At 69.9% G+C, this 20,746-nt stretch carries 29 protein-coding genes; 26 read left to right on the plus strand and 3 right to left on the minus strand.

Annotation, left to right across the window (positions count from 1 at the left end; all coding sequences use genetic code 11):
- The first annotated feature begins 2 nt into the window (after positions 1 to 2).
- The 23 genes from PS271_RS18780 to PS271_RS18890 all read left to right on the plus strand — a co-directional run bounded on the left by PS271_RS18780 (position 3) and on the right by PS271_RS18890 (position 15,684).
- Positions 3 to 290: a hypothetical protein gene (locus PS271_RS18780; RefSeq protein ID WP_398383156.1), complete on the plus strand. Its 288-nt coding sequence runs from the start codon at positions 3 to 5 to the stop codon at positions 288 to 290.
- A gap of 74 nt (positions 291 to 364) precedes the next feature.
- Positions 365 to 700 carry a hypothetical protein gene (locus PS271_RS18785; RefSeq protein ID WP_398383158.1) on the plus strand — a complete coding sequence of 112 codons (336 nt, stop codon included), beginning with the start codon at positions 365 to 367 and terminating at the stop codon, positions 698 to 700.
- On the plus strand, positions 697 to 900 hold the full coding sequence (locus PS271_RS18790; protein ID WP_398383159.1) for a hypothetical protein: 204 nt from the start codon (positions 697 to 699) through the stop codon (positions 898 to 900). The genes PS271_RS18785 and PS271_RS18790 overlap by 4 nt, the downstream gene beginning before the upstream one ends.
- Positions 900 to 2,153, plus strand: coding sequence for a DNA cytosine methyltransferase (locus tag PS271_RS18795; RefSeq protein ID WP_398383161.1), 1,254 nt, complete (start codon positions 900 to 902; stop codon positions 2,151 to 2,153). The genes PS271_RS18790 and PS271_RS18795 overlap by 1 nt, the downstream gene beginning before the upstream one ends.
- A gap of 16 nt (positions 2,154 to 2,169) precedes the next feature.
- On the plus strand, positions 2,170 to 2,583 hold the full coding sequence (locus tag PS271_RS18800) for a hypothetical protein (protein ID WP_398383163.1): 414 nt from the start codon (positions 2,170 to 2,172) through the stop codon (positions 2,581 to 2,583).
- A 17-nt stretch (positions 2,584 to 2,600) separates the two neighbouring features.
- Positions 2,601 to 3,173, plus strand: a complete 573-nt coding sequence (locus PS271_RS18805) for a hypothetical protein (protein ID WP_398383165.1) — start codon at positions 2,601 to 2,603, stop codon at positions 3,171 to 3,173.
- A complete protein-coding gene (locus tag PS271_RS18810; protein ID WP_398383167.1) occupies positions 3,170 to 3,499 on the plus strand; it encodes a hypothetical protein in 330 nt (109 codons plus the stop codon). The genes PS271_RS18805 and PS271_RS18810 overlap by 4 nt, the downstream gene beginning before the upstream one ends.
- 134 nt (positions 3,500 to 3,633) lie before the next feature.
- Entirely contained in the window at positions 3,634 to 3,870 is a 237-nt protein-coding gene (locus tag PS271_RS18815; RefSeq protein WP_398383168.1) for a hypothetical protein, read from the plus strand.
- A gap of 25 nt (positions 3,871 to 3,895) precedes the next feature.
- On the plus strand, positions 3,896 to 4,738 hold the full coding sequence (locus tag PS271_RS18820; protein ID WP_398383170.1) for a deoxynucleotide monophosphate kinase family protein: 843 nt from the start codon (positions 3,896 to 3,898) through the stop codon (positions 4,736 to 4,738).
- A 61-nt stretch (positions 4,739 to 4,799) separates the two neighbouring features.
- The gene (locus PS271_RS18825; RefSeq protein ID WP_398383171.1) at positions 4,800 to 5,114 is read left to right on the plus strand and encodes a hypothetical protein; all 315 of its coding nucleotides are present in this window, start codon (positions 4,800 to 4,802) and stop codon (positions 5,112 to 5,114) included.
- A complete protein-coding gene (locus PS271_RS18830) occupies positions 5,111 to 5,347 on the plus strand; it encodes a hypothetical protein (protein ID WP_398383172.1) in 237 nt (78 codons plus the stop codon). Before PS271_RS18825 ends, PS271_RS18830 begins: the two co-directional genes overlap by 4 nt.
- Complete coding sequence (locus PS271_RS18835; protein ID WP_398383174.1) at positions 5,344 to 5,775, plus strand: hypothetical protein; 432 nt, start codon at positions 5,344 to 5,346, stop codon at positions 5,773 to 5,775. Before PS271_RS18830 ends, PS271_RS18835 begins: the two co-directional genes overlap by 4 nt.
- A gap of 20 nt (positions 5,776 to 5,795) precedes the next feature.
- On the plus strand, positions 5,796 to 6,026 hold the full coding sequence (locus PS271_RS18840) for a hypothetical protein (RefSeq protein WP_398383176.1): 231 nt from the start codon (positions 5,796 to 5,798) through the stop codon (positions 6,024 to 6,026).
- Positions 6,023 to 6,286, plus strand: coding sequence for a hypothetical protein (locus PS271_RS18845; RefSeq protein ID WP_398383177.1), 264 nt, complete (start codon positions 6,023 to 6,025; stop codon positions 6,284 to 6,286). Before PS271_RS18840 ends, PS271_RS18845 begins: the two co-directional genes overlap by 4 nt.
- Positions 6,283 to 6,465, plus strand: coding sequence for a helix-turn-helix domain-containing protein (locus PS271_RS18850; RefSeq protein ID WP_398383179.1), 183 nt, complete (start codon positions 6,283 to 6,285; stop codon positions 6,463 to 6,465). Before PS271_RS18845 ends, PS271_RS18850 begins: the two co-directional genes overlap by 4 nt.
- 41 nt (positions 6,466 to 6,506) lie before the next feature.
- Positions 6,507 to 7,787 carry a tyrosine-type recombinase/integrase gene (locus tag PS271_RS18855; RefSeq protein WP_398383181.1) on the plus strand — a complete coding sequence of 427 codons (1,281 nt, stop codon included), beginning with the start codon at positions 6,507 to 6,509 and terminating at the stop codon, positions 7,785 to 7,787.
- A gap of 401 nt (positions 7,788 to 8,188) precedes the next feature.
- The gene (locus PS271_RS18860; protein ID WP_398383182.1) at positions 8,189 to 8,941 is read left to right on the plus strand and encodes a GntR family transcriptional regulator; all 753 of its coding nucleotides are present in this window, start codon (positions 8,189 to 8,191) and stop codon (positions 8,939 to 8,941) included.
- 269 nt (positions 8,942 to 9,210) lie between these two features.
- Positions 9,211 to 10,875, plus strand: coding sequence for an APC family permease (locus PS271_RS18865; RefSeq protein WP_398383184.1), 1,665 nt, complete (start codon positions 9,211 to 9,213; stop codon positions 10,873 to 10,875).
- Positions 10,876 to 11,109: 234 nt separating this feature from the next.
- Positions 11,110 to 11,295 (plus strand): SPOR domain-containing protein, encoded by a 186-nt coding sequence (locus tag PS271_RS18870; RefSeq protein WP_391473846.1) that lies wholly within the window; start codon positions 11,110 to 11,112, stop codon positions 11,293 to 11,295.
- Between the two features lie 112 nt (positions 11,296 to 11,407).
- Positions 11,408 to 11,815 carry a (deoxy)nucleoside triphosphate pyrophosphohydrolase gene (locus PS271_RS18875; RefSeq protein ID WP_398383185.1) on the plus strand — a complete coding sequence of 136 codons (408 nt, stop codon included), beginning with the start codon at positions 11,408 to 11,410 and terminating at the stop codon, positions 11,813 to 11,815.
- 142 nt (positions 11,816 to 11,957) lie between these two features.
- Positions 11,958 to 12,398 carry an ATP-binding protein gene (locus PS271_RS18880; protein WP_398383186.1) on the plus strand — a complete coding sequence of 147 codons (441 nt, stop codon included), beginning with the start codon at positions 11,958 to 11,960 and terminating at the stop codon, positions 12,396 to 12,398.
- A gap of 170 nt (positions 12,399 to 12,568) precedes the next feature.
- Positions 12,569 to 15,127, plus strand: coding sequence for a SpoIIE family protein phosphatase (locus PS271_RS18885; RefSeq protein ID WP_398386925.1), 2,559 nt, complete (start codon positions 12,569 to 12,571; stop codon positions 15,125 to 15,127).
- A gap of 131 nt (positions 15,128 to 15,258) precedes the next feature.
- Positions 15,259 to 15,684 carry an ester cyclase gene (locus PS271_RS18890; protein ID WP_398383188.1) on the plus strand — a complete coding sequence of 142 codons (426 nt, stop codon included), beginning with the start codon at positions 15,259 to 15,261 and terminating at the stop codon, positions 15,682 to 15,684.
- A gap of 82 nt (positions 15,685 to 15,766) precedes the next feature.
- Here the strand turns inward: PS271_RS18890 and PS271_RS18895 are convergent, their stop codons facing one another.
- A complete protein-coding gene (locus PS271_RS18895; protein WP_398383190.1) occupies positions 15,767 to 16,318 on the minus strand; it encodes an ATP-binding protein in 552 nt (183 codons plus the stop codon).
- Between the two features lie 248 nt (positions 16,319 to 16,566).
- Here PS271_RS18895 and PS271_RS18900 point away from each other — a divergent pair, with 248 nt between their 5' ends.
- The 3 genes from PS271_RS18900 to PS271_RS18910 all read left to right on the plus strand — a co-directional run bounded on the left by PS271_RS18900 (position 16,567) and on the right by PS271_RS18910 (position 18,739).
- The gene (locus PS271_RS18900) at positions 16,567 to 17,385 is read left to right on the plus strand and encodes a helix-turn-helix domain-containing protein (RefSeq protein ID WP_398383191.1); all 819 of its coding nucleotides are present in this window, start codon (positions 16,567 to 16,569) and stop codon (positions 17,383 to 17,385) included.
- A gap of 41 nt (positions 17,386 to 17,426) precedes the next feature.
- A complete protein-coding gene (locus PS271_RS18905; RefSeq protein ID WP_398383192.1) occupies positions 17,427 to 17,618 on the plus strand; it encodes a hypothetical protein in 192 nt (63 codons plus the stop codon).
- 929 nt (positions 17,619 to 18,547) lie between these two features.
- Positions 18,548 to 18,739 (plus strand): hypothetical protein, encoded by a 192-nt coding sequence (locus PS271_RS18910; protein WP_398383194.1) that lies wholly within the window; start codon positions 18,548 to 18,550, stop codon positions 18,737 to 18,739.
- A gap of 29 nt (positions 18,740 to 18,768) precedes the next feature.
- Here PS271_RS18910 and PS271_RS18915 read toward each other — a convergent pair whose 3' ends face one another.
- Positions 18,769 to 19,641, minus strand: a complete 873-nt coding sequence (locus tag PS271_RS18915) for a helix-turn-helix domain-containing protein (RefSeq protein ID WP_398383196.1) — start codon at positions 19,639 to 19,641, stop codon at positions 18,769 to 18,771.
- The gene (locus tag PS271_RS18920; RefSeq protein WP_398383198.1) at positions 19,638 to 20,432 is read right to left on the minus strand and encodes a helix-turn-helix domain-containing protein; all 795 of its coding nucleotides are present in this window, start codon (positions 20,430 to 20,432) and stop codon (positions 19,638 to 19,640) included. Before PS271_RS18920 ends, PS271_RS18915 begins: the two co-directional genes overlap by 4 nt.
- Positions 20,433 to 20,746: the final 314 nt, after the last annotated feature.

Genomic DNA, 20,746 nt, shown 5'->3' on the forward strand with positions numbered 1-20,746 from the left:
CCGTGCTGACCGACGACCGCGACAAGATCAAGGCCGCCGTCACGAAGCTCGACGAGGCCGTGCAGACCTGGCGCAAGGAACCCGAGGACGGCCGCGCCTGGTCCTGCGACGCCGAGAGCCCCGGCCATCACCTCGCCGACGCTGCCGAAGCCCTGATCCTCGCCCTGCCCACCGTCGTGTGGCCCGACGCCTGGTTCCAGGCCAAGCCCGCCACCGAGCCCGGGGGCCAGCCCCTCAGCAGGTACGAGGAACGGCTCGTGGACGAGCTCCTCGAACAGCTCGGCCTCTGACCCCCACGAACGACGAAGGCGCCCGCCCCTCCCGTTGGAGGAGGGAGGGGCGGGCGCCGCTCGAAAGGATACCCATGAGCGCGATGACCTGCCGCGAGTGCGACCTCGGCCCGTACGGGGCCATGCCGGACGGCCTCTTCCACTGCGCCGAATGCGGCCACCGCCTCGACCTCGACGCCATGTACCTCGACCCCAACGAGGTGGTGGTCGTCGACGAGACCGGCACCCTTCAGCACTACCTCACCCCGGCGGCCTGCCTGAAGTGGATGGACGAGATCGCCAGCTTCGACACCGGGGACTGGGCACGGGCGCAAGAGGCGCTGGGACAGTACCGGCGCGCTGCGGAGGAGCTCCGCGGTGCCCTCGCGGCCGGCCTGCCGTACCTGCTGGAGCAGGGGGTTCGTTCGTGACCGTCACGGCCCCGCCCGCCAACGTCGTGCGGTGCGTCGCGTGCACCGGACCGATACGCCACATCGACCGAGCGCCCTACGAGTGCGCCGACTGCGGCCGAAACATCTACATGCGCGACGGACTGATCCGCCCTGGCTACCACTGGGAGATCGTCACCGGCTGGCTCACCAGCGTCGAGACCGTGGACGTGGACGACTGATGTCGAACGTCACCCTCGACCCCACGGACGACTTCCCCTGGCTGACGGAGTCGTGGTCGCAGGAAGACCTCGAAGCCGTCGCGTATCCCTGGCCCGTCCGCTGGCTCTTCCCGCCCGAGCCCGGCGATCCCGACCGCGTGGTGTACCCCTTCAGCGGCCCCGGTGGGCTGGAAGTCGGCATCCGCGACGTGCTCGGCCACAACCTCGACATCATCGGCATCGAGCTCAACAAGGACGCCGCCGCGACTGCGGTGAAGGCCGGGTTCCAGCGGATCGTCGCCGACGTGCGGACCCTCGACCCGCGCCACCCCGCCCTGCGCTGGACGCGCGGACTCCTGGTCACGGCCCCGTGCCAGTGCTGGACCCCGGCCGGCAAGCGCGCCGGGCTCGACCCCCGCAATCAGCAGATCTTCCTCGACATGCTCACCTGCGCGTGGGAGGCCACCATCGGCGTCTGGGAGGAAGACCAGTGCGCCGAGGACTGCCCGAGCGACTGCCCCGACTGCCCGTACGGCTGGTCTGGCCCCATCTACGGCCTGGACGAAGTCCGCGCCATGGCGAAGGACCTGACTGACGACCGGATCGGACTGCTCGCCGAAGTCGTGATCTGGGGCCTGGCCCTCTCCGCGGCCTGGGAGGGCTTCGCCTGGGTCGCCATGGAGCAGTCCAGCGCCCTGCCCGAGGTCATCATCGACGGCATCCGTGACGAGTTCCGGTGCGCCGACTGGCTGAGCGTCGACTTCCAGATCCTCGACGCCGTGGACTACGGGCTCGCCAGCCGCCGCAAGCGCACGTTCATGCTCGCCGCCCGGCACCGATACCTCGACGCGAAGCGCACCCGCCCCGTGAGCGAGATCCCCACGACCACCACCGCGCAGGCGCTCGGCTGGCCCGAAGGTATCCGCGTCAATACGCGGGGCGTCCGCAAAACGGCCGGGGGGAACTGCTGGAGCGCGGACAAGCCGGCCACCGCCATCACGTCGAAAATCCGCGGCTGGTACTGGGAGCACGACAAGGACCGGCGCTTCTCGCTCGACGAGGCCGCGCTGTTGGTGGGCTTTCGCCCCGGCTACCCGTGGACCGGTTCGCGGTCGAGCTGTACCCAGCAGATCGGCGACGTGGTCGCCCCACCGATGGGCGCCGTCGTGATCGGCAGCCTCCTGTCCCAACCGTGGGAGGACCGCCTGCGGCAGTACCTCGCCGACATCTACAACCTCACCCCCGCCCAGCCCGAGCACGCGCTCGCCGCTTGAACACCGAAGAGAGAACATGCGCGCCAACCTTCTGCTGATGCACTACGCCCGAAGCCCCCTCGACTGCCCCACCTGCGAGGCGGACCGGCTCACGTCCATGGCCGACGCCCGCACAGCCATCTGCATAGCGGCCGGCGTGGCGATCGAGGACATCGACCCCGCCACCGGCTACGACCACTCCCGTCGCGGATACGAACGCGTCCGCGCCTCCTGGATCGACCTCATCCGCCAGCACGGAGCCAGCGAGTTCCACGAGCTCCGGGATATCGAAGAGGTCCGCGCTCTGTGGGCGGAGAAGCGGCCCGAGTTCCTCGAAGGCGACGACTGGGTGGAGGAGGCGTTCGACGCCCACCGGACCTTCATCGCCGAGCTCGGCCGGCCGTGCCGCCGTTCGTCCTGCGTCGTCCACTTCCCCGCCCCGACCCTCTGAACTGCACGGAGAGCAACATGACCGACATCATCGCCACCACGGCCGACGGCCGCTTCCGCGTCCGGCTGGTCCCCGACGAGGACGCCCGCAACCCGCGCCAGGACTTCGACCACTTGGCGCACGTGATCACCATCGACACCCACCTCGGCCAGTACGCCCACATTGACGAAGACGGCGGTCCGCTCGCCGAAGCCTGGGAACGCGTGAGCTGGAACCGCTGGCAGGGCATCGAGATCTTCACTCGCTGGGCCCGCATCTTCCACAACGCGATCGTCATCGAGTCCCGGCCGGCACGCGGCCCCGTCTCCCTGTGGTACCTGCTGCGTGAGGACGCCGAAGACCTCGGCATGCTGCCCGAGGCGTACCTCGACGCCGAGCGCGCCGAGTACGAGGCGTGGGCCGAGGGCGACGTGTACGGCTACGTCGTCGAAGAGGCCGTCGACTGGCTGCGGGCCGATGCGGACGAGTCGATGTCCACGTGGGAAGAGGTCGACTCCTGCTGGGGGCACTACGGCCGCGAGTGGGCCGTCACGGCGGCCCGCCACGCCCTGGCCCTCTACGTCGGAATGCAGCAGGTGACGGCGGCGTGAGCACGTACACCGAGACCGAGACCGTCACCCTGTCCAACGGGGAGACCCTCTACGTCTGCATCGAGCACGGCCCGGCGGGGGATGTGCTGCTTCACGAGCAGAACACCATGAACCCGCACGGCGGCGGTCGGATCTACTGGCGGATCTCGCGCCTGTACCTGATGAACGACGACGAGGCCATGCCCATGCGCAACCCGCGCTTCGAGCGCGCCGAGACGGTGGGGGAGGCCGCGGAGCTGGCTCTCGGGTTCTTCGTCGAGTGCGCGGAGTCCTGCATCCAGCACGCCAGGGCCGAGGGCATCCCCGTCGAACACTGCTACGCCTGAGATGTTAACCTGTGACTGCTCATCTTCTTCGTAAGCGTCCTGAAGGCCGCCTCCAGTGCACCCGGTGCCGGGCGGCCTTCACGGGCCAGGAAACCGCAGCCCGGTCCCGCTTCCGCTGCCCCGGCGAGCCGCTCGTGCACGGGCTTCTCGGGCAGCGCGAACACATCCGGTACCCCACGTGGTCCAAGGACCGTTCCTGCGCGGCGTGGAGCTGCCCCGACCCGGACCCCTCGCACACGTGGCACGGGCCCGACCCCTACTGCGACGAGAGCCCCTGCCGGATCTGCCTGCACGACTGCGACTGCGACGTGTGCGAGGGCCGCGTCCGGGCGCCCGGCCTGTACCGCCTCATCGACAGCCGCGAAGGCTGACCACCCACCGACAAGGAGAAACCAGATGACCACCATGACCGCCAAGCACCAGGGCTTCGCCGACTGGATCAACCGCAAGGCCGTCCATGCCGGCCTGCCGGTGAACGTCCCCCGGGCCAGCGGCGCCGCCAAGGTCGCCGCAGCCGTGGGAACGACCCGCTCGTCCGTCGAGCGCATCCTCGCCGGACACGGCGTGCCGGCATACCGGTTCTGGCCTCGATGGGCCGAGGCCCTGAACGTCGAGTACAGCGAGTTCGAGGCGCGGGCCAGCGCCGCCCTGAAGGGGCGGGCGGAATGCCCCGCAGGTGGGCCGCGGATCATCGGCCTGGCAGGCGCGGCTGGGGCGGGCAAGGACGAGGTGGGACGTGCGCTGGTCGAGCTCGGGTGGAGCCGCAAGGCGTTCGCCGACGCCCTGAAGAACATGCTGTACGCGATCAACCCGGTGCTGGTGGACCCGGAAAGCGAGGCGGGCACGACCACGGTCGCGTGGGAGGTGGACCGCCACGGCTGGGACTACGTCAAGCGCGAGTTCCCGGAAGTCCGGGGCTACCTTCAGCGGCTCGGCACCGAGGCCGGCCGCAGCGTCCTCGGCCCCGACGTGTGGGTGAACGCGCTCTTCCAGGACGAGGCGGACTGGGACGCGCCGGTCGTCATCACCGACGTGCGCTTCCCCAACGAAGCCCAGGCCATCAAGGACCGGGGCGGGCTCGTGGTCCAGGTGCGCCGCCCGAAGCAGATCCTGATCAGCGGGGCGGACCACGTCAGCGAGAACGCGCTGAAGGACTGGGACTTCGACGTGGTGGTGCTCAACACGGGCACGATCGAGGATCTGCACAAGTCCGCGGAGTGCCTGCTCCGCCCCGTGTGACCCATGCCGCAGGTGTGAACCTGTGACCGACGTGTTAACGTTAATCAAGAACGGAGGGGCCGTGAAAGCGACCCTGAGCAAGGACGGTCGATACCGCTTCGACCTGCGCGCCACCCACCGAGTCGGCCTGGGGGAGATGGCTCAGATCCTCGCCGCCATCCATAGCGACTACGGCGACGTGGACCTCGGCCCCCTGCCCGAGCGGATCAGCCGGAAGGCGGTCACCACAGCGGTGAGGGACTACCTCGCCGAGTGCGGCTGGGCTCAGCTCGACGGCTGGGCCGACCACCTCGACTACGAGGCGCAGACCTCTTTGGAGCACTGGGCCAAGACCGTCGTCGAGACCGCGTTCCCCGAACTGAAGGAAGACCAGTGACAGAGAACAAAGAGCTGATGGCCGAGCTGCGGGCCATCGTCGAGGGCATCGGGAACCTCTACGACCAGCAGCGCGAGACCCTCGTCGAGAGGTGGGGCGAGGACGTCGACGTGCCCACCGAAGACCTCCCCGAGTACGACGAGATCGCCTACAACCAGCTCGTCGAGGACGCCGACCTCCTCGGGGCAGTCCGGCGACGCCTGCTCAGCCTCCTCGAACCGGCGGCTGCATGAGGATCACTCCCCGCAAGGAGGAGATCGCCGCCATCGTGGCGCTCCTGGAGGACCCCACCTTCGAGAGCGCCGGCCACCTCGCCAAGGCCGTCTACAAAGAGGCCGCCGAGCTGATCCAGATGCGCGACACGTTCGCGCTCGTCCACACCTGGAAGGACGGAAGCCGCGGGCTCAACTTCGGGCCCTTCGGCAGCGAGGCCGAGATCAAATCCTTCGCCTCGAAGATGGCCTTCGGCGGGTCCGGCCGGGCGGTCAAGCTCTACAGCCCCGGCGTGATGCTCGCCAACACGGACGGCAAGAAGGGCTGGAAGGGCTACTGCTTCGACTCCGAGTGCGGACACGCCCCCTTCACCCACTCCATCGCCAGCGCCTCCCGGGGCGCCTGCCACATCCCCACCTGCCCCTGCACCAAGTTCAAGTCCTCGTAGATCAGAAAGCCCCCGCCAGCATGAAGCCCGTCGAGTGGCAGACCTGCCAGTGCAGCTCGAAGCGAGGCTTCGCCGATCGACGCTCCGCCGAGAAGGCCCTCGGCCGGGCGCAGGCGAAGCGAGATCGCCACGCAGAGCGCCAAGGCATTCGCCGCGGAATCGCCCGCGAGAACCGCATCTACCAGTGCGACCACGACCTCTACCACCTCACCAAGCAGAGCCGACGCGACTACCACGGAGCCGCCGCATGAAGCCCAGCCAGAAAGCCCTCGACAACGGCTGGGGGTGGGTCTACGGGGTCAGCGGCCAGGAATGTCGCGTCTACTCCAAGCCGAAGGCCGACCCCACCAAGGTCCTCGAAGAGGTCTCCCAGCTCCTCGGCATCGACGACTTCACGCGCGTGCCGGCCGCCGTCCGCCAGCTCCAGCAGGACAAGCGGCAGGCCGTCGCATCGGCGGCAACGGCCTGGGCCGCGGTGCACAACCTCACCCGCGTGGAGGGGCGGGCTTGACCCAGGGCGGGAGCAACCGGCTTCTGACGCCGGAAGAGGTGGCCGACTGGCTCAAGGTCAGCGAGATCACCGTCAAGAACAAGTACCGGACGTGGGGGATCAAGGCCCAGAAGGTCGGCCGTCTCCTGCGCTTCCGCGAGCGCGACATCGTCGCCTATCTCGAAGATCACTACGGGTAACAGGCACAGCGTTGCCGTGCCCCAGAACGAAAGGGGGCCATATGGCAACCGTCTTCCAGAAGTGCAAGACCGATCCGCAGGACCGTAACTACCCCTGCGAGAAGAACCGCTGCGGCCACAACTGGACCGTCCGGTACCGCGAGCCCGGCGGCCGGACCGCGAGACAGCGAGAGAAGACCTTCGCGAAGAAGACCGGCCCGGACGGCGCGGACGCCTGGGCCTCGAAGGTAGAGCACGACAAGGGCATGGGCATCTACCTCGACCCGCAGCGGGGAGCAATCACCCTTCGGGCCTGGGTGAAGGACTGGCTCGAACGGCAGATCCTCGCTGAGGGCACCTTCAGGAACTACGAGGGCTTCATCCGGAACCACCTCGTTCCCCACCTCGGCCGCAAGACCCTTGCTGGCCTCGCGAAGCCCGACTTCGAACGATTCGTCGCTGCCCTGCACCGCAAGGGTGAAGGCATGGCCGCCTCGACGATCAACGACCGCATGAACATCGTGACGGCACTGCTCGATGCCGCGATTGTTGAAAAGCGAATATCTGAGAATCCGGCCAAGGGGGTCAAGATCCCCCGGACGAGCTCGATGGCCGTGGACGAGGACGAGATCCCTACGCTCGAAGAGGTCGACCTCCTCGGGAAGCACATCTCGCCGCAGTACCGGCTCTCCATTTACCTCATGTCGGGCGCCGGGATGCGGCCAAGCGAGGCGCTCGCCTTCGCCCAGGAGTCCCGGCGAACCGAGTACATCCGCATCCGCTGGCAGGTCAGCGCCAAGGCCAACCGAGGCGACTGTCGGACGACGTTCGTGGCGCTGAAGCACCGGGCCGAGGGCGAGTACCGAGACGTTCCGATCGCACCCTTCCTGGAAGAAGAGATCGACACCCACGCCGAGCAGTGGGAACCGATACCCGTCACCTTCAAGGACAAGGCCGGCAAGGACCGACAGCTCGAAGTCTTCTTCGCGCCCCGCGACCGCGGCAAGGGCACCATGCCCACCGCATCCACCTTTGGCTATCACTTCAAGAAGGCGTGCAAGGCCGCCGGTCTCGTAGACGCCAACGGAAACCCGAAATACACACCCCGGTCGCTGAGGCACTTCTTCGCCTCGACCGCGCTGGCGAATGGAATTCCGATCCACGAGGTCTCGCGCTGGCTGGGCCACAGGTCGATCAAGATCACTGTGGACACCTACGGGCACCTCGTTCCAGGGGCCTGGCACCGCTGCCGCGAGGTCATGCAGAACGCCATGCGGCCGGTACCGTTGGACGTGGAGAGCCCGGCCTCGGGCGACGCCGAGGACTACGGGACTGTCGCGTGAGTGTGCTGACCTGCGAAAACCGTGCTGATACTGTGCTGACTTGGCCTGCCAGAACCGGCGTTTCCGCAGGTCAGAGCGTTGTGGTGGAAGTTCAGGTTCAACGTCTGACCTGTCCTCATTTGATCTCTTTTGAAGAAGGGCTGACCCCTCGGGGTCGGCCCTTCTTCGTTCCCGTCTTTCGTCACGGAGCGTGTTTGCCGGGCGGGGTCTGGGTATGCATCGCCCGGTGCATATTTGCGGATGTGCCCGGGGGTAGTGCTCCCTGCATGTGTGGGTGCTGCCGCCAACTAAGCGTCCCTGAGCTGCAATTCACTACATCTAGTGAATCCATGGCCTTGAGTTGCGGATCGCAACCGTGGGTTGCCAAGCTGTTGCGGACTGTCAACCTGTTGGGAGTGGCCGTGGCCTTCGGTGACCAGCCCGCGTACCTTCGAGTGGCCGGCGATCTGCGTCAGAAGATCGTCGCCGGCGAGTTGCCGCCGCATACCCGGCTGCCCTCCCAGGCGCGCATCCGGGAGCAGTACGGCGTCTCGGACACCGTGGCCCTGGAGGCCCGCAAGGTCCTGATGGCCGAGGGGCTGGTGGAAGGCCGGTCCGGGTCCGGCACGTATGTGCGCGAGCAGCCCGTGCCGCGCACCCTCGTCCGGACGGGATACAGACCGGCGGGCGAGTCGACGCCCTTCCGCCAGGAGCAGGCGGACAGCCGCGTCAAGGGCACCTGGGAGTCGCGCAGCGAGCAGGTCCAGGCGGACGCCGTCGTCGCCCGCCGCCTGCGCATCGCCACCGGCGACCGCACGATGCGCACCGACTACGTCTTCCGGGCCCAGGGCGAGCCCGTCATGCTCTCCACGTCCTGGGAGCCCCTGTCCGTCACGGGGCGCACGCCGGTGATGCTCCCCGAGGAGGGGCCGCTGGCCGGCCGCGGCGTCGTCGAGCGCATGGCCGCCATCGACCTCATCGTGGACAACGTCGCGGAGGAGGTCAGCGCCCGGCCGGGGCTCGCGGAAGAGGTGCTGGCGCTGGGCGGCGTCCCCGGCCACTGCGTCGTCGTCGTCACGCGCACGTTCTTCGCGGGCGGCTGTCCCGTGGAGACGGCCGAAATCGTCGTCCTGGCCGATCGCTACCGCGTCGCGTACCACCTGCCGGTGAAGTAGCCGTGACGAGACTGTGAAGCCGCCATGACGCGGCTGTGACGTACGGACGGTGCCGCCCCCGCGGTGCCGTCCGTCGTTCTTTACTCGCGGGTAAGTAGTGCATGGTATGTCCAGCTTTGACCCGGTTACCCCGGGTCAATTTTTCTGTTGCAAAACTCACATACACCCAGGTCAGCGGCTTTTCGCGGAATCCAGCCGTCCAAATCGCTCGTACGATGGCGCGGTTTGTGTCCTGCCGTGGGGAGTACAGAGAAAAGGAGATCCGGGGCTTGAGTACCGAACAGGGTTCCCACTCGAACTCGAATTACCGCCGGACCTTGGGCACGACGGCCCTGACGGCCGTCGGACTCGGGTCGATCATCGGCTCCGGCTGGCTTTTCGGTGCCGAGCGCGCCGCCGTACTGGCCGGGCCGGCCGCCATCTTCGCCTGGGTCATCGGCGCCATCGTCGCGCTGACCATCGCCCTCACCTACACCGAGCTCGGCTCGATGTTCCCGAAGGCCGGCGGCATGGTGCGCTACGGCCAGTACTCGCACGGCTCGCTGGCCGGCTACATGGCCGCCTGGGCCAACTGGATCGCCATCGTCTCCGTCATCCCGGGTGAGGCGACGGCCTCGATCCAGTACATGAGCTCGTGGAAGTTCGACTGGGCGGGCAAGCTCTTCGACGGCAAGGAGCTCACCGGCACCGGCCTCGCCGCCGCCAGCGTCCTGGTCGTCTTCTACTTCTTCCTGAACTGGTTCGCGATCACCCTGTTCGCCAAGACGAACAACGCGATCACCGTGTTCAAGGTCGTGGTGCCGGCGCTGACCGCGGGCGCGCTGATCTTCGCGCACTTCGACACCAGCAACGTCGGCTCCCAGCACGGCGGCTTCGCCCCCAACGGCTGGAGCGCCGTCTTCAGCGCCGTCGCCGTCGCGGGCATCGTCTGGGCCTTCAACGGCTTCCAGTCGCCGCTCAACATGGCCGGCGAGGCCCGTAACCCGGGCAAGTCGCTGCCGAAGGCCGTCGTCGGCTCCATCCTGATCGCCCTGGTCATCTACATCGCGCTCCAGGTCGCCTTCCTGATGGCCGTCCCGACCGCGGACCTCTCCGGCGGCTGGAACGCCCTGGCCTACAAGTCCCCGCTCGCGGACCTGTCCATCACCTGGGGCCTGAACTGGCTCGCGCTGCTGCTGTACGCGGACGCCTTCATCTCCCCGTCCGGCACCGGCATGATCTACGCGGCCACCACGTCCCGCATGATCAACGGCGTCCAGGAGAACGGCCACCTGCCGAAGGTCTTCGGCAAGGTCGACCCCAAGACCGGCGTGCCGAAGCCGGCCCTGCTGCTCAACCTGGTGATCTCCTTCATCTTCCTGGCCGTCTTCCGCGGCTGGGGCTCGATCGCCGAGATCGTCGGTGTCGCCACCGTCATCTCGTACATCACCGGCCCCGTCGCCGTGATGTCGCTGCGCCGCCTCTCGCCGGACATGAAGCGCCCGGTCAAGCTGAAGGCCATGCCGGTCATCGCCCCCATCGCGATGATCTTCGGCTCCCTGGTCATGTACTGGGCCCGCTGGCCGCTGACGGGCAAGGTCATCTTCATCATGGCGATCGGCCTGCCGATCTGGGCCTGGTACGAGCTGCGCAAGCCGTGGGCCGAGCTCAAGCCGCACCTGATGGCCGGTGCCTGGATGGTCACATACCTGCTGGTCATGGCCTTCGTCTCGTGGGCCGGCGGCACCGAGTTCGGCGGCAAGGGCTACCTCGCCCAGGGCTGGGACATCGTGGTCGTCGTCATGATCGCGCTCGTCTTCTACGCCTGGGGCGTGCGCAGCGCCTGGCGCAACCCGACCCTCGTCGCGACCGAGAAGGAGCTGGCCGCCGCCGAGGCCGCAGCCGGCTCCGGCGACCCGGAGGCGTCCTCCGAGCGCTCCATGACGAAGTCGTAGCCGCTACGACCTCACGTGCCGCGCAGGGGCGGCCGAGGGCCCGCAAGGGTCCCCGGCCGCCCCTTCTCGCATCCGTGCCCCGGGGACGCGGTGGCCGAATGCGTGCCTCTTCGTAAAAAACCGTATCCGCTGCGTAAAGGTCGGGCGTACGCTCGGGCATATGCGTACTGCGGTTTCTCCGGGAAAAGCCAAGGGGTGTGCGCCGGCGCTCATGGCGGCGGAAAGGCAGGGGCGATGACAGACAGCGGACCGGTCCTGCCGTGGCTGGTGATCCGCCAGGACGAGAACGGCAACCGCTACCGCGTGGGGCGCTACGCGACCAGGACGGAGGCGGAGAAGGTCGTCGGCCGCCTCGACGCCGACGGCGACCGCCGCCGGCTGTACATAGTCGAACGCATGGGCGGCCGCGCGGCGTCCTGAAGGTCCACCCCGCCGCAACGGCGAGCAGCCACGACGGCGAGGGTCCGGCGGAATCCGCACGGGCCCGGACCCGTACGTCATGGCCCGCCGGGCGGGCCCTACGCTGCTGGGTATGACGGACGACGTACGCGTAGTCGTGGGAGCCGCCCTGCTCCACGAAGGCCGGCTGCTCGCCGCACGGCGCACCTCCCCGCCCGAGCTCGCCGGCCGCTGGGAGCTGCCCGGCGGCAAGCTGGAGCCCGGCGAGAGCGCCGAGGAGGCGCTCGTGCGCGAGCTGCGCGAGGAGCTCGGCGTGGAGGCCGAGCCGCTGGAGCGCGTCGCGGGCGAGTGGCCCCTGCGCCCCCCGTTCGTGCTGCACGTGTGGACGGCCCGGATCCGGGCCGGCGAGGCCCGCCCGCTGGAGGACCACGACGAGCTGCGCTGGCTCGCCCCCGACGAGATCGGCGCCGTGGACTGGCTCGATCAGGACCGCCCCGCCGTCGCCCTCGCCGCGGACCTGCTCCGGCGCGCGGAAGCGTGACCGGGCGCACTCCGCTACGCCATCTGCCGCACTGGTGACCAGCTCGGACCGCCGGAGAAGATAGTCGGCACCGCATACCGGGTATGTGCTGATTATTCACCCTGAACCGGGTAAACCCGGCGGGTCCGCAGCGGTCTGGGAAGTGGTCGGCGTGAACGACAGCGCGGGGATCTTGGCGTCGACGCCCGGCTTCGCCGAGTGGAGCTTCCCTGCCGAGCCCGGGGCCGTCCGCACCGCCCGCACCCTCGTTCGCGACACCCTGCACGACTGGGGCATGGACGGCGTCACCGACGTGACGGTGCTGCTGGTCAGCGAGCTCGTCACCAACTCCCTGCGGTATGCGAGCGGACCGATCGGGGTAAGGATGTACTCCCACGCGGGCCCCACCCTTCTGGTGGAGGTCTCCGACCCGCTCCCCGACCCGCCCCGCGAGCGCACGGCCGACCCCGACGACGAGGGCGGACGCGGACTGCAGCTCGTTGCATGCGCCTCCCGCCGCTGGGGAACGCGACGGGGCAACACCGGGAAGACCGTGTGGTTCGAACTGGGCTTGCCCGACCGCCGGCCCGGGGATGACCCATAACGGGTTGAGACCGTGCTGTGATCGTGAAGTCCGTGTTCCGAAGGGCCCCTGTGCTGGATACTCGGCCTTCTGATGCCGGTGCGAGCACAAGAGCCGGAGGGGACGGGCACGTGAGCGAAAAGGCAGCGGGTGCGGCGGGCGGTTCGGCGCAGGGATCGCGCGCCGCGGAGATGTGGCAGAACAACCCGCCCGGATCCCTCTACGACTACATCCGCGTCGCCTCCTTCTCCCTCGGGCCCGACGGGCGGATCGAGCAGTGGAGCGAGCGCGCGGCCGAGCTCTTCGGGATAACGGCCCGGCACGCCGTCGGCAAGGACCCGCTGGAGGTGCTGACCCCGGCCGGAGCGCCCGGCCGCCCGCAGCCCGCCGCGCCCTTCCTCGGCGAAGGCGGCCTCGACGGCCGCGAGTGGACGGGCCTGATCCCGTATCAGCGCAGCGGCGACGGCCGCCCGTACGACGGCGGCAAGGCCCCGGGAGAGCCCGGCGACCAGTCCGGCCTCGCCGAGATCTACGTGATGCCGACGCAGAACGAGCGCGGGGAGCGCGCCGCGCTCTGCGTCGCCGTCGACGTCCGGGCCCTGCGCGGAATAGAGACCGACATCGCGGCCTCCGAAGCCGTTTTCGGCCAATCTCCGCTGGGATTCTTCTTCTTCGGCACCGACCTCACGCTCCTGCGCGTCAACGAGAGCTTCGCCCAGGCCTTCGGCCGCCCCGCCGACTGGCACCGCGGCCGCACCCCGCACGACTTCCTGCCCCGCGGCGAGGCCGAGCGGCTCACCGCCGCCCTGCGCCAAGTCCTCGACAGCGGCAAGCCCGTGTCGGACCTTCAGCTCGTCGGCCCCGTGCCCGGGCACAGCGAGCGCCGCCGCTGGTCGGTCTCGCTCTACCGCCTGCACAGCGGCAGCGGCCGCCCCATCGGCGTCGCCGCCCTCGCCACCGACGTCACCGGCCGCCGCCGCGCCGAGCGCGAGGCCGCCGGCGTCCGCCGCAACCTGGCCCTGCTCAACGAGGCCGGCGCCCGCATCGGCAACTCCCTGGACCTGGAGACCACCGCCCGCGAGCTGCTGGACGTCGCCGTCCCCCAGTTCTGCGACCTCGCCTCCGTCGACCTCTACCAGGGCCTCCTCGCCGGCGACGAAGCCCCGCCCGGCCTCGCCGACGGCAGCGCCGAGCTCCGCCGCGTCGCCTACGCCAGCGCGGTCTCCGGGGCGCCCGTGGCCGGCGGCGAGAAGCCCGTCCAGGTCGGCGAGGTGCACCGCTACGCCTTCCACTCGCCGTGCGCCGCCGCGCTGCGCACCGCGCAGGTGCAGGTCATCCCGCGGCGGGACGGCGAGGACGGGCCGGAGCTCGGCGCCGTCGTGCAATCCACGCTCGCCGTCCCGATGGTCGCCCGCGACACGGTGGTCGGGCTCGCGCAGTTCTCCCGTACGAAGGGCAGCGAGCCGTTCGGCGAACGGGACACGGCCCTCGCCGTCGAGCTCGCCGCCCGTGCCGCCGTCTGCATCGACAACGCCCGCCTCTACCGGCGCGAGCACGAACGCGCCGTCATCCTCCAGCGCAGCCTGCTGCCCCCCGGCGACCCCGAGGCCGCCGGCCTGGAGATCGCCTGCCGCTATCTGCCCGCCAACGCCGCCACCGAGGTCGGCGGCGACTGGTTCGACGTCATCGAGCTCCCCGGGCACCGCACGGCCCTGGTCGTCGGCGACGTCATGGGCCGCGGCCTGCGCGCGGCCGTCGCCATGGGCGAGCTGCGCACCGCCGTACGGACCCTGGCCATGCTCGACATGGAGCCGGCGGAGGTCCTCTCCGCCCTCGACGAGATCGCCCACGGCCTCGGCCGCCCCGGCGGCGGGCAGTCCTCCACGCGCGGCGTACGGGGCGGGGTGCGGGCCGCCGACCTCTCCGAGGTCTACCTGGCCACCTGCGTCTACGCCGTCTACGACCCCGTCACCCGGCGCTGCACCATCGCCAACGCCGGCCACCTGCCGCCCGTCCTCGTCGAGGCCGGCGGCGGCACCGCCGAGCTGCTCGACGTCCAGCCCGGCATGCCGCTCGGCGTCGGCGGGGAGCTCTTCGAGGAGACCGTCGTCGAGCTGCCGGACGGCGCCCTCCTGGCCCTCTACACGGACGGCCTCGTCGAATCCCGCGACCACGCCCTGGACGAGGGCCTGGAGGCCTTCCGCGAGGCCCTCACGGGCCCCTCCCGCCCCTTGGAGGAGGTCTGCGAGCACGTCCTCGGCGCGCTCGACACCCACCACGGCGAGGACGACATCGCCCTCCTCATGGCCCGGCTGCGCGGCCTGCCCGACGACCACGTCGGCGACTGGACGCTCCCCGCCGAACCCCGCTCCGTCGCCCGCGCCCGCGAGCTCGCCCGCGAGCAGCTCCCGCAGTGGGGCCTGGACAACCTCGTCGACACGACCGAGCTCCTCGTGAGCGAGCTCGTCACCAACGCTTTGCGGTACGGCGAGGGAGAAATCCGGCTGCGGCTGCTGCTGGACCGCACGCTGGTCTGCGAGGTCTGGGACGGCGGCCTCGTCCAGCCCCGGCGCCGGCGCGCCCGCGACACCGACGAGGGCGGGCGCGGCCTGCAACTCGTCGGCATGCTCAGCGCGGCGTGGGGCAGCCGCCGGACCCCCCACGGCAAGACGGTCTGGTTCGAGCTGGCCCTGCCGGACGGGGAGTTCCCGGCGCCGGACGCGGTGGAGGCGCTGCTGAGTTTGTACTGATCAGTTGCACTGATCAGTTGCACTGATGCGAGCGGTCGCCGGAACCGGAGATAGGATCCGCGCTGACTGACACGTAATCAGCTGGGCGGCTGGGCAGCCGGACGGCTGGATGAGACGGGGGAACGGCCACCGTGGTGGACGAGAACAAGAAGGCGATCCTGGGCTTCTTCGAGGCGGTCAGCGACCGCTGCCTGGAGGACCTTCCGCGGTTCATGGCGCACGACGTCGTGGACCACAACAAGATCATCCATGGTGAGGCCGACGAGCCGGGCGCCGCGTTCGAGGGCCTGCGCATGCAGGTCGCGGCGTTCGACCCGCTCACCGTGCGCGTGGACGAACTGATCGGCGAGGGCGACCGGGTGGTCGCCCGGGTCACCCAGCGGGGCGTCCACGGCGGCGCACACCCCCGCATGCCCGAGCCGACCGGCCGGAGCTTCGAGAACGAGGCGATCTGGATCTTCACGCTGGCCGAGGGCCTGATCACCGAGATCCGGGCGGTCAGCGACCGCCTCGGCCTGTTCTACCAGCTGGGCTGGGACTGGCCGCAGGCCGACTAGCCAGGACCCGCACGGGCTCCGACGCGGTCCGCCCCCGGGGGTTTCCCCGGGCGCGGACCGCATCGTTTTTGTTCGAGTTCGCTCAAGGGCAAGCGCCGTCGAGCGGGAGGCGGGCCCACACCTGCGTCCCGTCTGTGGTGGCCCCGGGCCTGCTGATGCCCCAGGTCCCCCGGCACTCGTGCACGACGGCCGCGAGCAGCAGGAGCGCGCGCTTGCGGCAGGCGGTGCAGCGGGCGGCGTGGCGGGGATCGGAGTGGGCGTGGTGCGCGTCCCAGTTGACGATCCGCAGCGCGCCGTCACACCAGCGGAGCGAATGGTAGAGATCCTGCCCCGGCGCGAAGCGAGTCGCGCAGGCGACGAGCTCTCCGGCCACGGAGAGGGCGGCTTCTTCGATGCGGGTGAGCCCGTGAGTGCGCAGGACGCTGCGGATGGTGGCCCGGACGACGGTGGCGGACCGGGGGTCACCCGGGACGGTGAAGGCGTAGTAGAGGGTGGAGGGATCGGAGGAGCGGGGCTTGTAGGCGGGGCGGTGGGTGGTGGCGAGGGTGGAGGGGGAGGCGGGGGGTGGGGTGATGAGGGGACAGAGGGCGTCGGCGTGGGTGTCGGGGTCGGTGTCGGCATCGGTGGAGGGCATGCGGCGGCTCCGGGTGGGGTGTGGTGTGGGGATCCTGCGGTGCGGCGCGGGCCGGTGGCCTGTCTCAGGGCAGGGCTGAAAGACGCCCGTACGATGCGCTTCCGGCTGCGCCGTGCGGTCCGGTGTGACACCGAAGCTAGCGCAGTGCGGGGCCAATTGGCCCCCTCGACGGTGAAGTTAGCCCCTTCGGTGGATTGGCTGTGCCGCAGGACGGCAGACTTGGCCGTCTGTGAGTAGAAGGGGGGATCATGGCCCAGAGGACATCGCCCACCGAGCGGCAGAAGCGACTCGGAGCCGAGCTGCACAGGATGCGGGTCGAGGCAGGCGTGAGTGCCGAAGCTGCCGCCTCGCTGCTCGGCGTGGACCGCAGCAAGATCTCGAACATCGAGAGGGGGTTGCGGGCGATCAACCCGGACCGCTTGCAGAGCTGGGCTTCCTATTGCTCATGCCCGGATGAGGCTTACGTCAAGGCCCTTGCTGAAATGGCGCAGCCCACCCGAGGGTGGTGGGAGCGCTACAGGGGAGTGCTCCCAGGCGGCTTCCTGGACATCGCGGAGATGGAGGCGCATGCTCGCCGTCTGCGAACCGCCCACACGGTTCATATTCCCGGACTCCTGCAAACCGTTGACCATGCACGGGTCATCTTCGGGGCAGTCGTTCCCCCGCTGCCCGAGCGAGAGCTGGAAGTGCGGCTTGTGCATCGCATGGAGCGGCAGCGACTCCTTGTGCAGGAAGGCCCGCCGCAGTATGACGGCATCGTGCATGAGGTGGCGCTGCGCATGCAGTTCGGTGGGCGCTCCGTGGCACGTGCCCAGCTTGAGCACCTGTTGACTATGTCCGAACTCGCCCATGTGACGCTGCGTGTGCTGCCTGTGACCGGCGGGGTCTTCCCAGGGGCGGGCCAAACACTTGTGTACGCGGAAGGGCCGGTGCCGCGGCTCGATACGGTGCAGATCGACAGTACCCATGGACCGGAATTCCTCTATGGCGAGGCGCAGTTGTCTAAGTATCGAGCCCACCTTGACTGGATGGAACGACTCGCCTTGGAGCCGGATCCCTCTCGTTAGTTCATCCGGGACATTGCACGGCAGCTGTGAGGAGCAAACTAGTGCCCAACGTTACGTGGGAAGAGCCCTATTGCGGTGAGGGAAGCGCATGCTTCCGAATAGGCACCGACGCCGCCGGCAACGCCTACATCGCTGTCAGCGGGGCCGAGGACCATTACGTCACCGACACCCGGGACGCCCTGCGAGCCCTGATCCGTGACATCAAAGCAGGCAAGGCCGACCACTTGCTCTGACGTCGTGGGCCGGTGGACGCCTCGCGCGCACCGATGCGCACCCTCAAAGGGGGAGCCGGTTGTGGCTGAGATCCGTGGGTTGGGTGCGGGTTAGAACAGGCTGGCAGCGGGGGGAGGGGTGGGGGGCGCGGGCACGTCGGGTGTCCGACGCCCCGTGGGCGGTCGGCCGCCGTACTCGCGCCGTCACGGATGCGGGCGCGTGAGGAGACCTTGCGCATAGGTCTGGGCTGATGGGGAGCGGGCTGCTGCCGCGATGTGGTTCCTGCCGTCGTGGGCGTTCCACTCACTTGTTCGCCGTCGTGGCTGAGCGGCCGGGTGCGGATGGTGGGGGTTGGCGCCCTCTCGGCGCGGAATTCCACCGGCGGGGTGGGGCTGCGCGGCGTACAAGTGGCCAGGGAACGTCGGCGGCACGCCTCAGTGGCCTCATCCGGCAGCCGTTCCTCCGCTGCCTCATCACCGGCTGCTGGGTGGCCGTTGCGGGCCGGAAGCCCCCCGCTCCGCGGCCGTGCGCGGCGTACAAGTGACCCGAGAGCGTAGGCCGCCCGCCTCACCGGCCCCACCCGGCTGTCCGCGCCTCACCAGCCACACTCCGCCTTTCACCCGGCCGCGCAACCACGAACTATGGCGCGCCTAGTGGAACGCCCACGACGGGAGAAACCACATCGCGGCAGCAGCCCGCTCCCCCTCAGCCACAGCGCATGCGCAAGGTCTCCTTACGCGCGTGCATCCGTGACGGCGCGAGTACGGCGGCCAACCACCCACCCGCCGCAAGTCACGCCCGACAAGCGCAAGCCCCCCACCCTCCCCCCGCTGCCAGCCTGTTCTGACCTGAGACCAGGAGGCGCGGCCACCTGGAAGCGCAGTGGCACTGGCACGGACAGGGTATGTACCTCCGCGGAATCGCATCCGAGCTTTGAAAGCAGGCGACCATGTCGTACATCCGCTGGGAAGACCCCTTCTGCGGCGACAGCAGCAACTGCTTCCGCATAGGCACCGACCCCGCCGGCAACGCCTACATCGCCGTCACCGGCGCCGAGGACCACTACCTCACCGACACCCGCGACGCCCTGCGCGCCCTGATCCGTGACATCAAGGCGGGCAAGGCCGACCACTTGCTCTGACGCCCTCTGTAGGGGCTGGCCAACGGGCCTCACCGTCCGGGCGTGCTCGCCGCCCCCGGCGGCGTGAAGCACTCCGGGCGGCCGTCGTCGGCGGGCAGTAGGCAGACCCGCGCCCGGCGGGGGTCCTCCGCCGCCGACATTCCGGTCACCAGGTAGTCCATCGTGTCCTGCCGGGTCGCGGCTTCCAGCCGTTTGGTGTCAGCGCCCGGTACGGACAGTTCGACCCGGTCGCCGAGGCGTAGATGCCACGCCCGTACCCATACGGTGCGGCACCTCTCGCCGTAACGGAGCTCGACCCGCTGGCCGTCGGTCCCCAGGCGCTGGGCGATCATCGCCGGTGCCGGTACGTCGCAGCCCATGTCCCTCGCCTTTTCGCCGTCGCACTGTTCCCCCGCGCAGGCCGGCTCCCACCGCTGGGCGTACGGGGACGTGGCCGTCAGGTGGTCCGGCTCCTGCTCTCCGGACGCCTGCTCGCCGGACGTCAGGAGCAGGGCCGTGGCGACGGCGGCGGCGAGGGTGACGACGCCCGAGATGACGTACGCCGTTCTGGAACGCCGGCCGAGCCGCTTCCGTACGCCGCCGCCCCCGCCGGAAGCGGAACCAGCCGGAACCGGGGCCTCCTCGGCGGTCCCCCGCGACGCCGACCGCCCGCTCCACGCCTGCTCCGCCAGTTCCCACAGCGCCAGCAGCCGCCCGGGCGGCTCGTGCGCCAGGGCGCACAGCGCCTCGACCGCCTGCCTCGGTGGCAGCTTCTTGCCGTTGAGATAGCGCTCCCAGGACGACTTGCTGTACGGGGTGCGCTCGCCGAGCGCGGCCAGGCTCAGCCCCGTGCGGTCCTTCAGCTCGCGCAGCCCCGCGGCCAGCCGGCCGCATTCCACCGGGAGGGGACGTGCGGTGTTCACCGGCGCAGCTCCCCCCAGGTGTCCGGTCCCACGATGCCGTCGACGACCAGCCCGCGCTCCTTCTGGAAACCCTTGGCCGCCTCCTTGCTCCGCGGGCCGTAGGACCCGTCGGTGACGCCGGGGTCGAAGTGGTGGTACTGGAGCAGGCACTGGGCCTCCACGACCTCCCAGCCCGAGGACTTGAGGTCCATCAGGGTGTCGCGGGTCGCGCTGTACCCGGCGGTCAGCCCGCCGGCCTCGCGCTTCACCTCGCACGGGCGGGACCGGCCCTGGACGAAGACGAACGGTTCCTGGGAACGGCCGCCGCCCCCGCCGCGGGGCGGCGACTTCGTCTTGTCGTCGTCCCGCCAGGGGTGCGTGAGCAGCAGCGTGGCGACCAGGGCGACGGACAGCGCGATCACCGCTCCGACGAGCGACAGGGTCCGCCGCCGTACGCGGCGCCGCGTACGTTCCGCTTCGTTCTCGTACTCGCCCCCGCCCCCGCCCTTCTCCTCGCCCCCGCCCCCGCCCTTCTCCTCGTCGTCGGAGGCGCCCTCCTCCCCGGCGGGCGCCTCGTCGGACCACGCGTCCGCCGCGACCTCGTGCAGCACCAGCAGGCGGACCGGGTCCGCTCCGCACACCCGGGCCAGCTGCTCGACGGCGTCGGCCGGGGGCAGCTGCTTGCCGTTGAGGTACCGCTCCCAGGAGGAGCGGCTGTAGGAGGTCTTGGCCGCCAGCGCGGCGAGGCTCAATCCGCTGCGGTCCTTGAGTCTCCGGAGCAGGACGACGAGTTGACGCACTCGTTCGTCCAAGGAGACGGGTAATTCCTTCCAACGCCGCATGTTCCACCCCATACGCGACCAGCAGCCCCCGAGGCAACGAGCCCCCTATGCCGCACATGATGGCGATGCGGGGATAAAGGTTTCCGCCCCGTGCGGCGGGGGCGGTGCGTTCCGGCCACCCGCGGTGTGGCCCCGGCGTCCCACCGGGACGTCGTGGGAACCGCCGTCTCCGCAGGTCAGGGCATGGGACGTCCCACGTCGGCCCAAGTTGCGGCGGTTTTCTGGCCGTTGCGGATGTGGCGCATCAAAGTCAGTCCTGCAAGCCGGCGGCGACGCGGTCCACC

The sequence above is a fragment of the Streptomyces sp. SCA2-17 genome (assembly GCF_044336695.1).

Coding starts and splice junctions, on each gene's coding strand:
- PS271_RS18785 (WP_398383158.1), top strand. CDS start 365: ATGAGCGCGATGACCTGCCGCGAGTGCGACCTCGGCCCGTACGGGGCC.
- PS271_RS18795 (WP_398383161.1), top strand. CDS start 900: ATGTCGAACGTCACCCTCGACCCCACGGACGACTTCCCCTGGCTGACG.
- PS271_RS18800 (WP_398383163.1), top strand. CDS start 2,170: ATGCGCGCCAACCTTCTGCTGATGCACTACGCCCGAAGCCCCCTCGAC.
- PS271_RS18805 (WP_398383165.1), top strand. CDS start 2,601: ATGACCGACATCATCGCCACCACGGCCGACGGCCGCTTCCGCGTCCGG.
- PS271_RS18820 (WP_398383170.1), top strand. CDS start 3,896: ATGACCACCATGACCGCCAAGCACCAGGGCTTCGCCGACTGGATCAAC.
- PS271_RS18835 (WP_398383174.1), top strand. CDS start 5,344: ATGAGGATCACTCCCCGCAAGGAGGAGATCGCCGCCATCGTGGCGCTC.
- PS271_RS18840 (WP_398383176.1), top strand. CDS start 5,796: ATGAAGCCCGTCGAGTGGCAGACCTGCCAGTGCAGCTCGAAGCGAGGC.
- PS271_RS18845 (WP_398383177.1), top strand. CDS start 6,023: ATGAAGCCCAGCCAGAAAGCCCTCGACAACGGCTGGGGGTGGGTCTAC.
- PS271_RS18855 (WP_398383181.1), top strand. CDS start 6,507: ATGGCAACCGTCTTCCAGAAGTGCAAGACCGATCCGCAGGACCGTAAC.
- PS271_RS18870 (WP_391473846.1), top strand. CDS start 11,110: ATGACAGACAGCGGACCGGTCCTGCCGTGGCTGGTGATCCGCCAGGAC.
- PS271_RS18875 (WP_398383185.1), top strand. CDS start 11,408: ATGACGGACGACGTACGCGTAGTCGTGGGAGCCGCCCTGCTCCACGAA.
- PS271_RS18885 (WP_398386925.1), top strand. CDS start 12,569: ATGTGGCAGAACAACCCGCCCGGATCCCTCTACGACTACATCCGCGTC.
- PS271_RS18895 (WP_398383190.1), bottom strand. CDS start 16,318: ATGCCCTCCACCGATGCCGACACCGACCCCGACACCCACGCCGACGCC.
- PS271_RS18900 (WP_398383191.1), top strand. CDS start 16,567: ATGGCCCAGAGGACATCGCCCACCGAGCGGCAGAAGCGACTCGGAGCC.
- PS271_RS18910 (WP_398383194.1), top strand. CDS start 18,548: ATGTCGTACATCCGCTGGGAAGACCCCTTCTGCGGCGACAGCAGCAAC.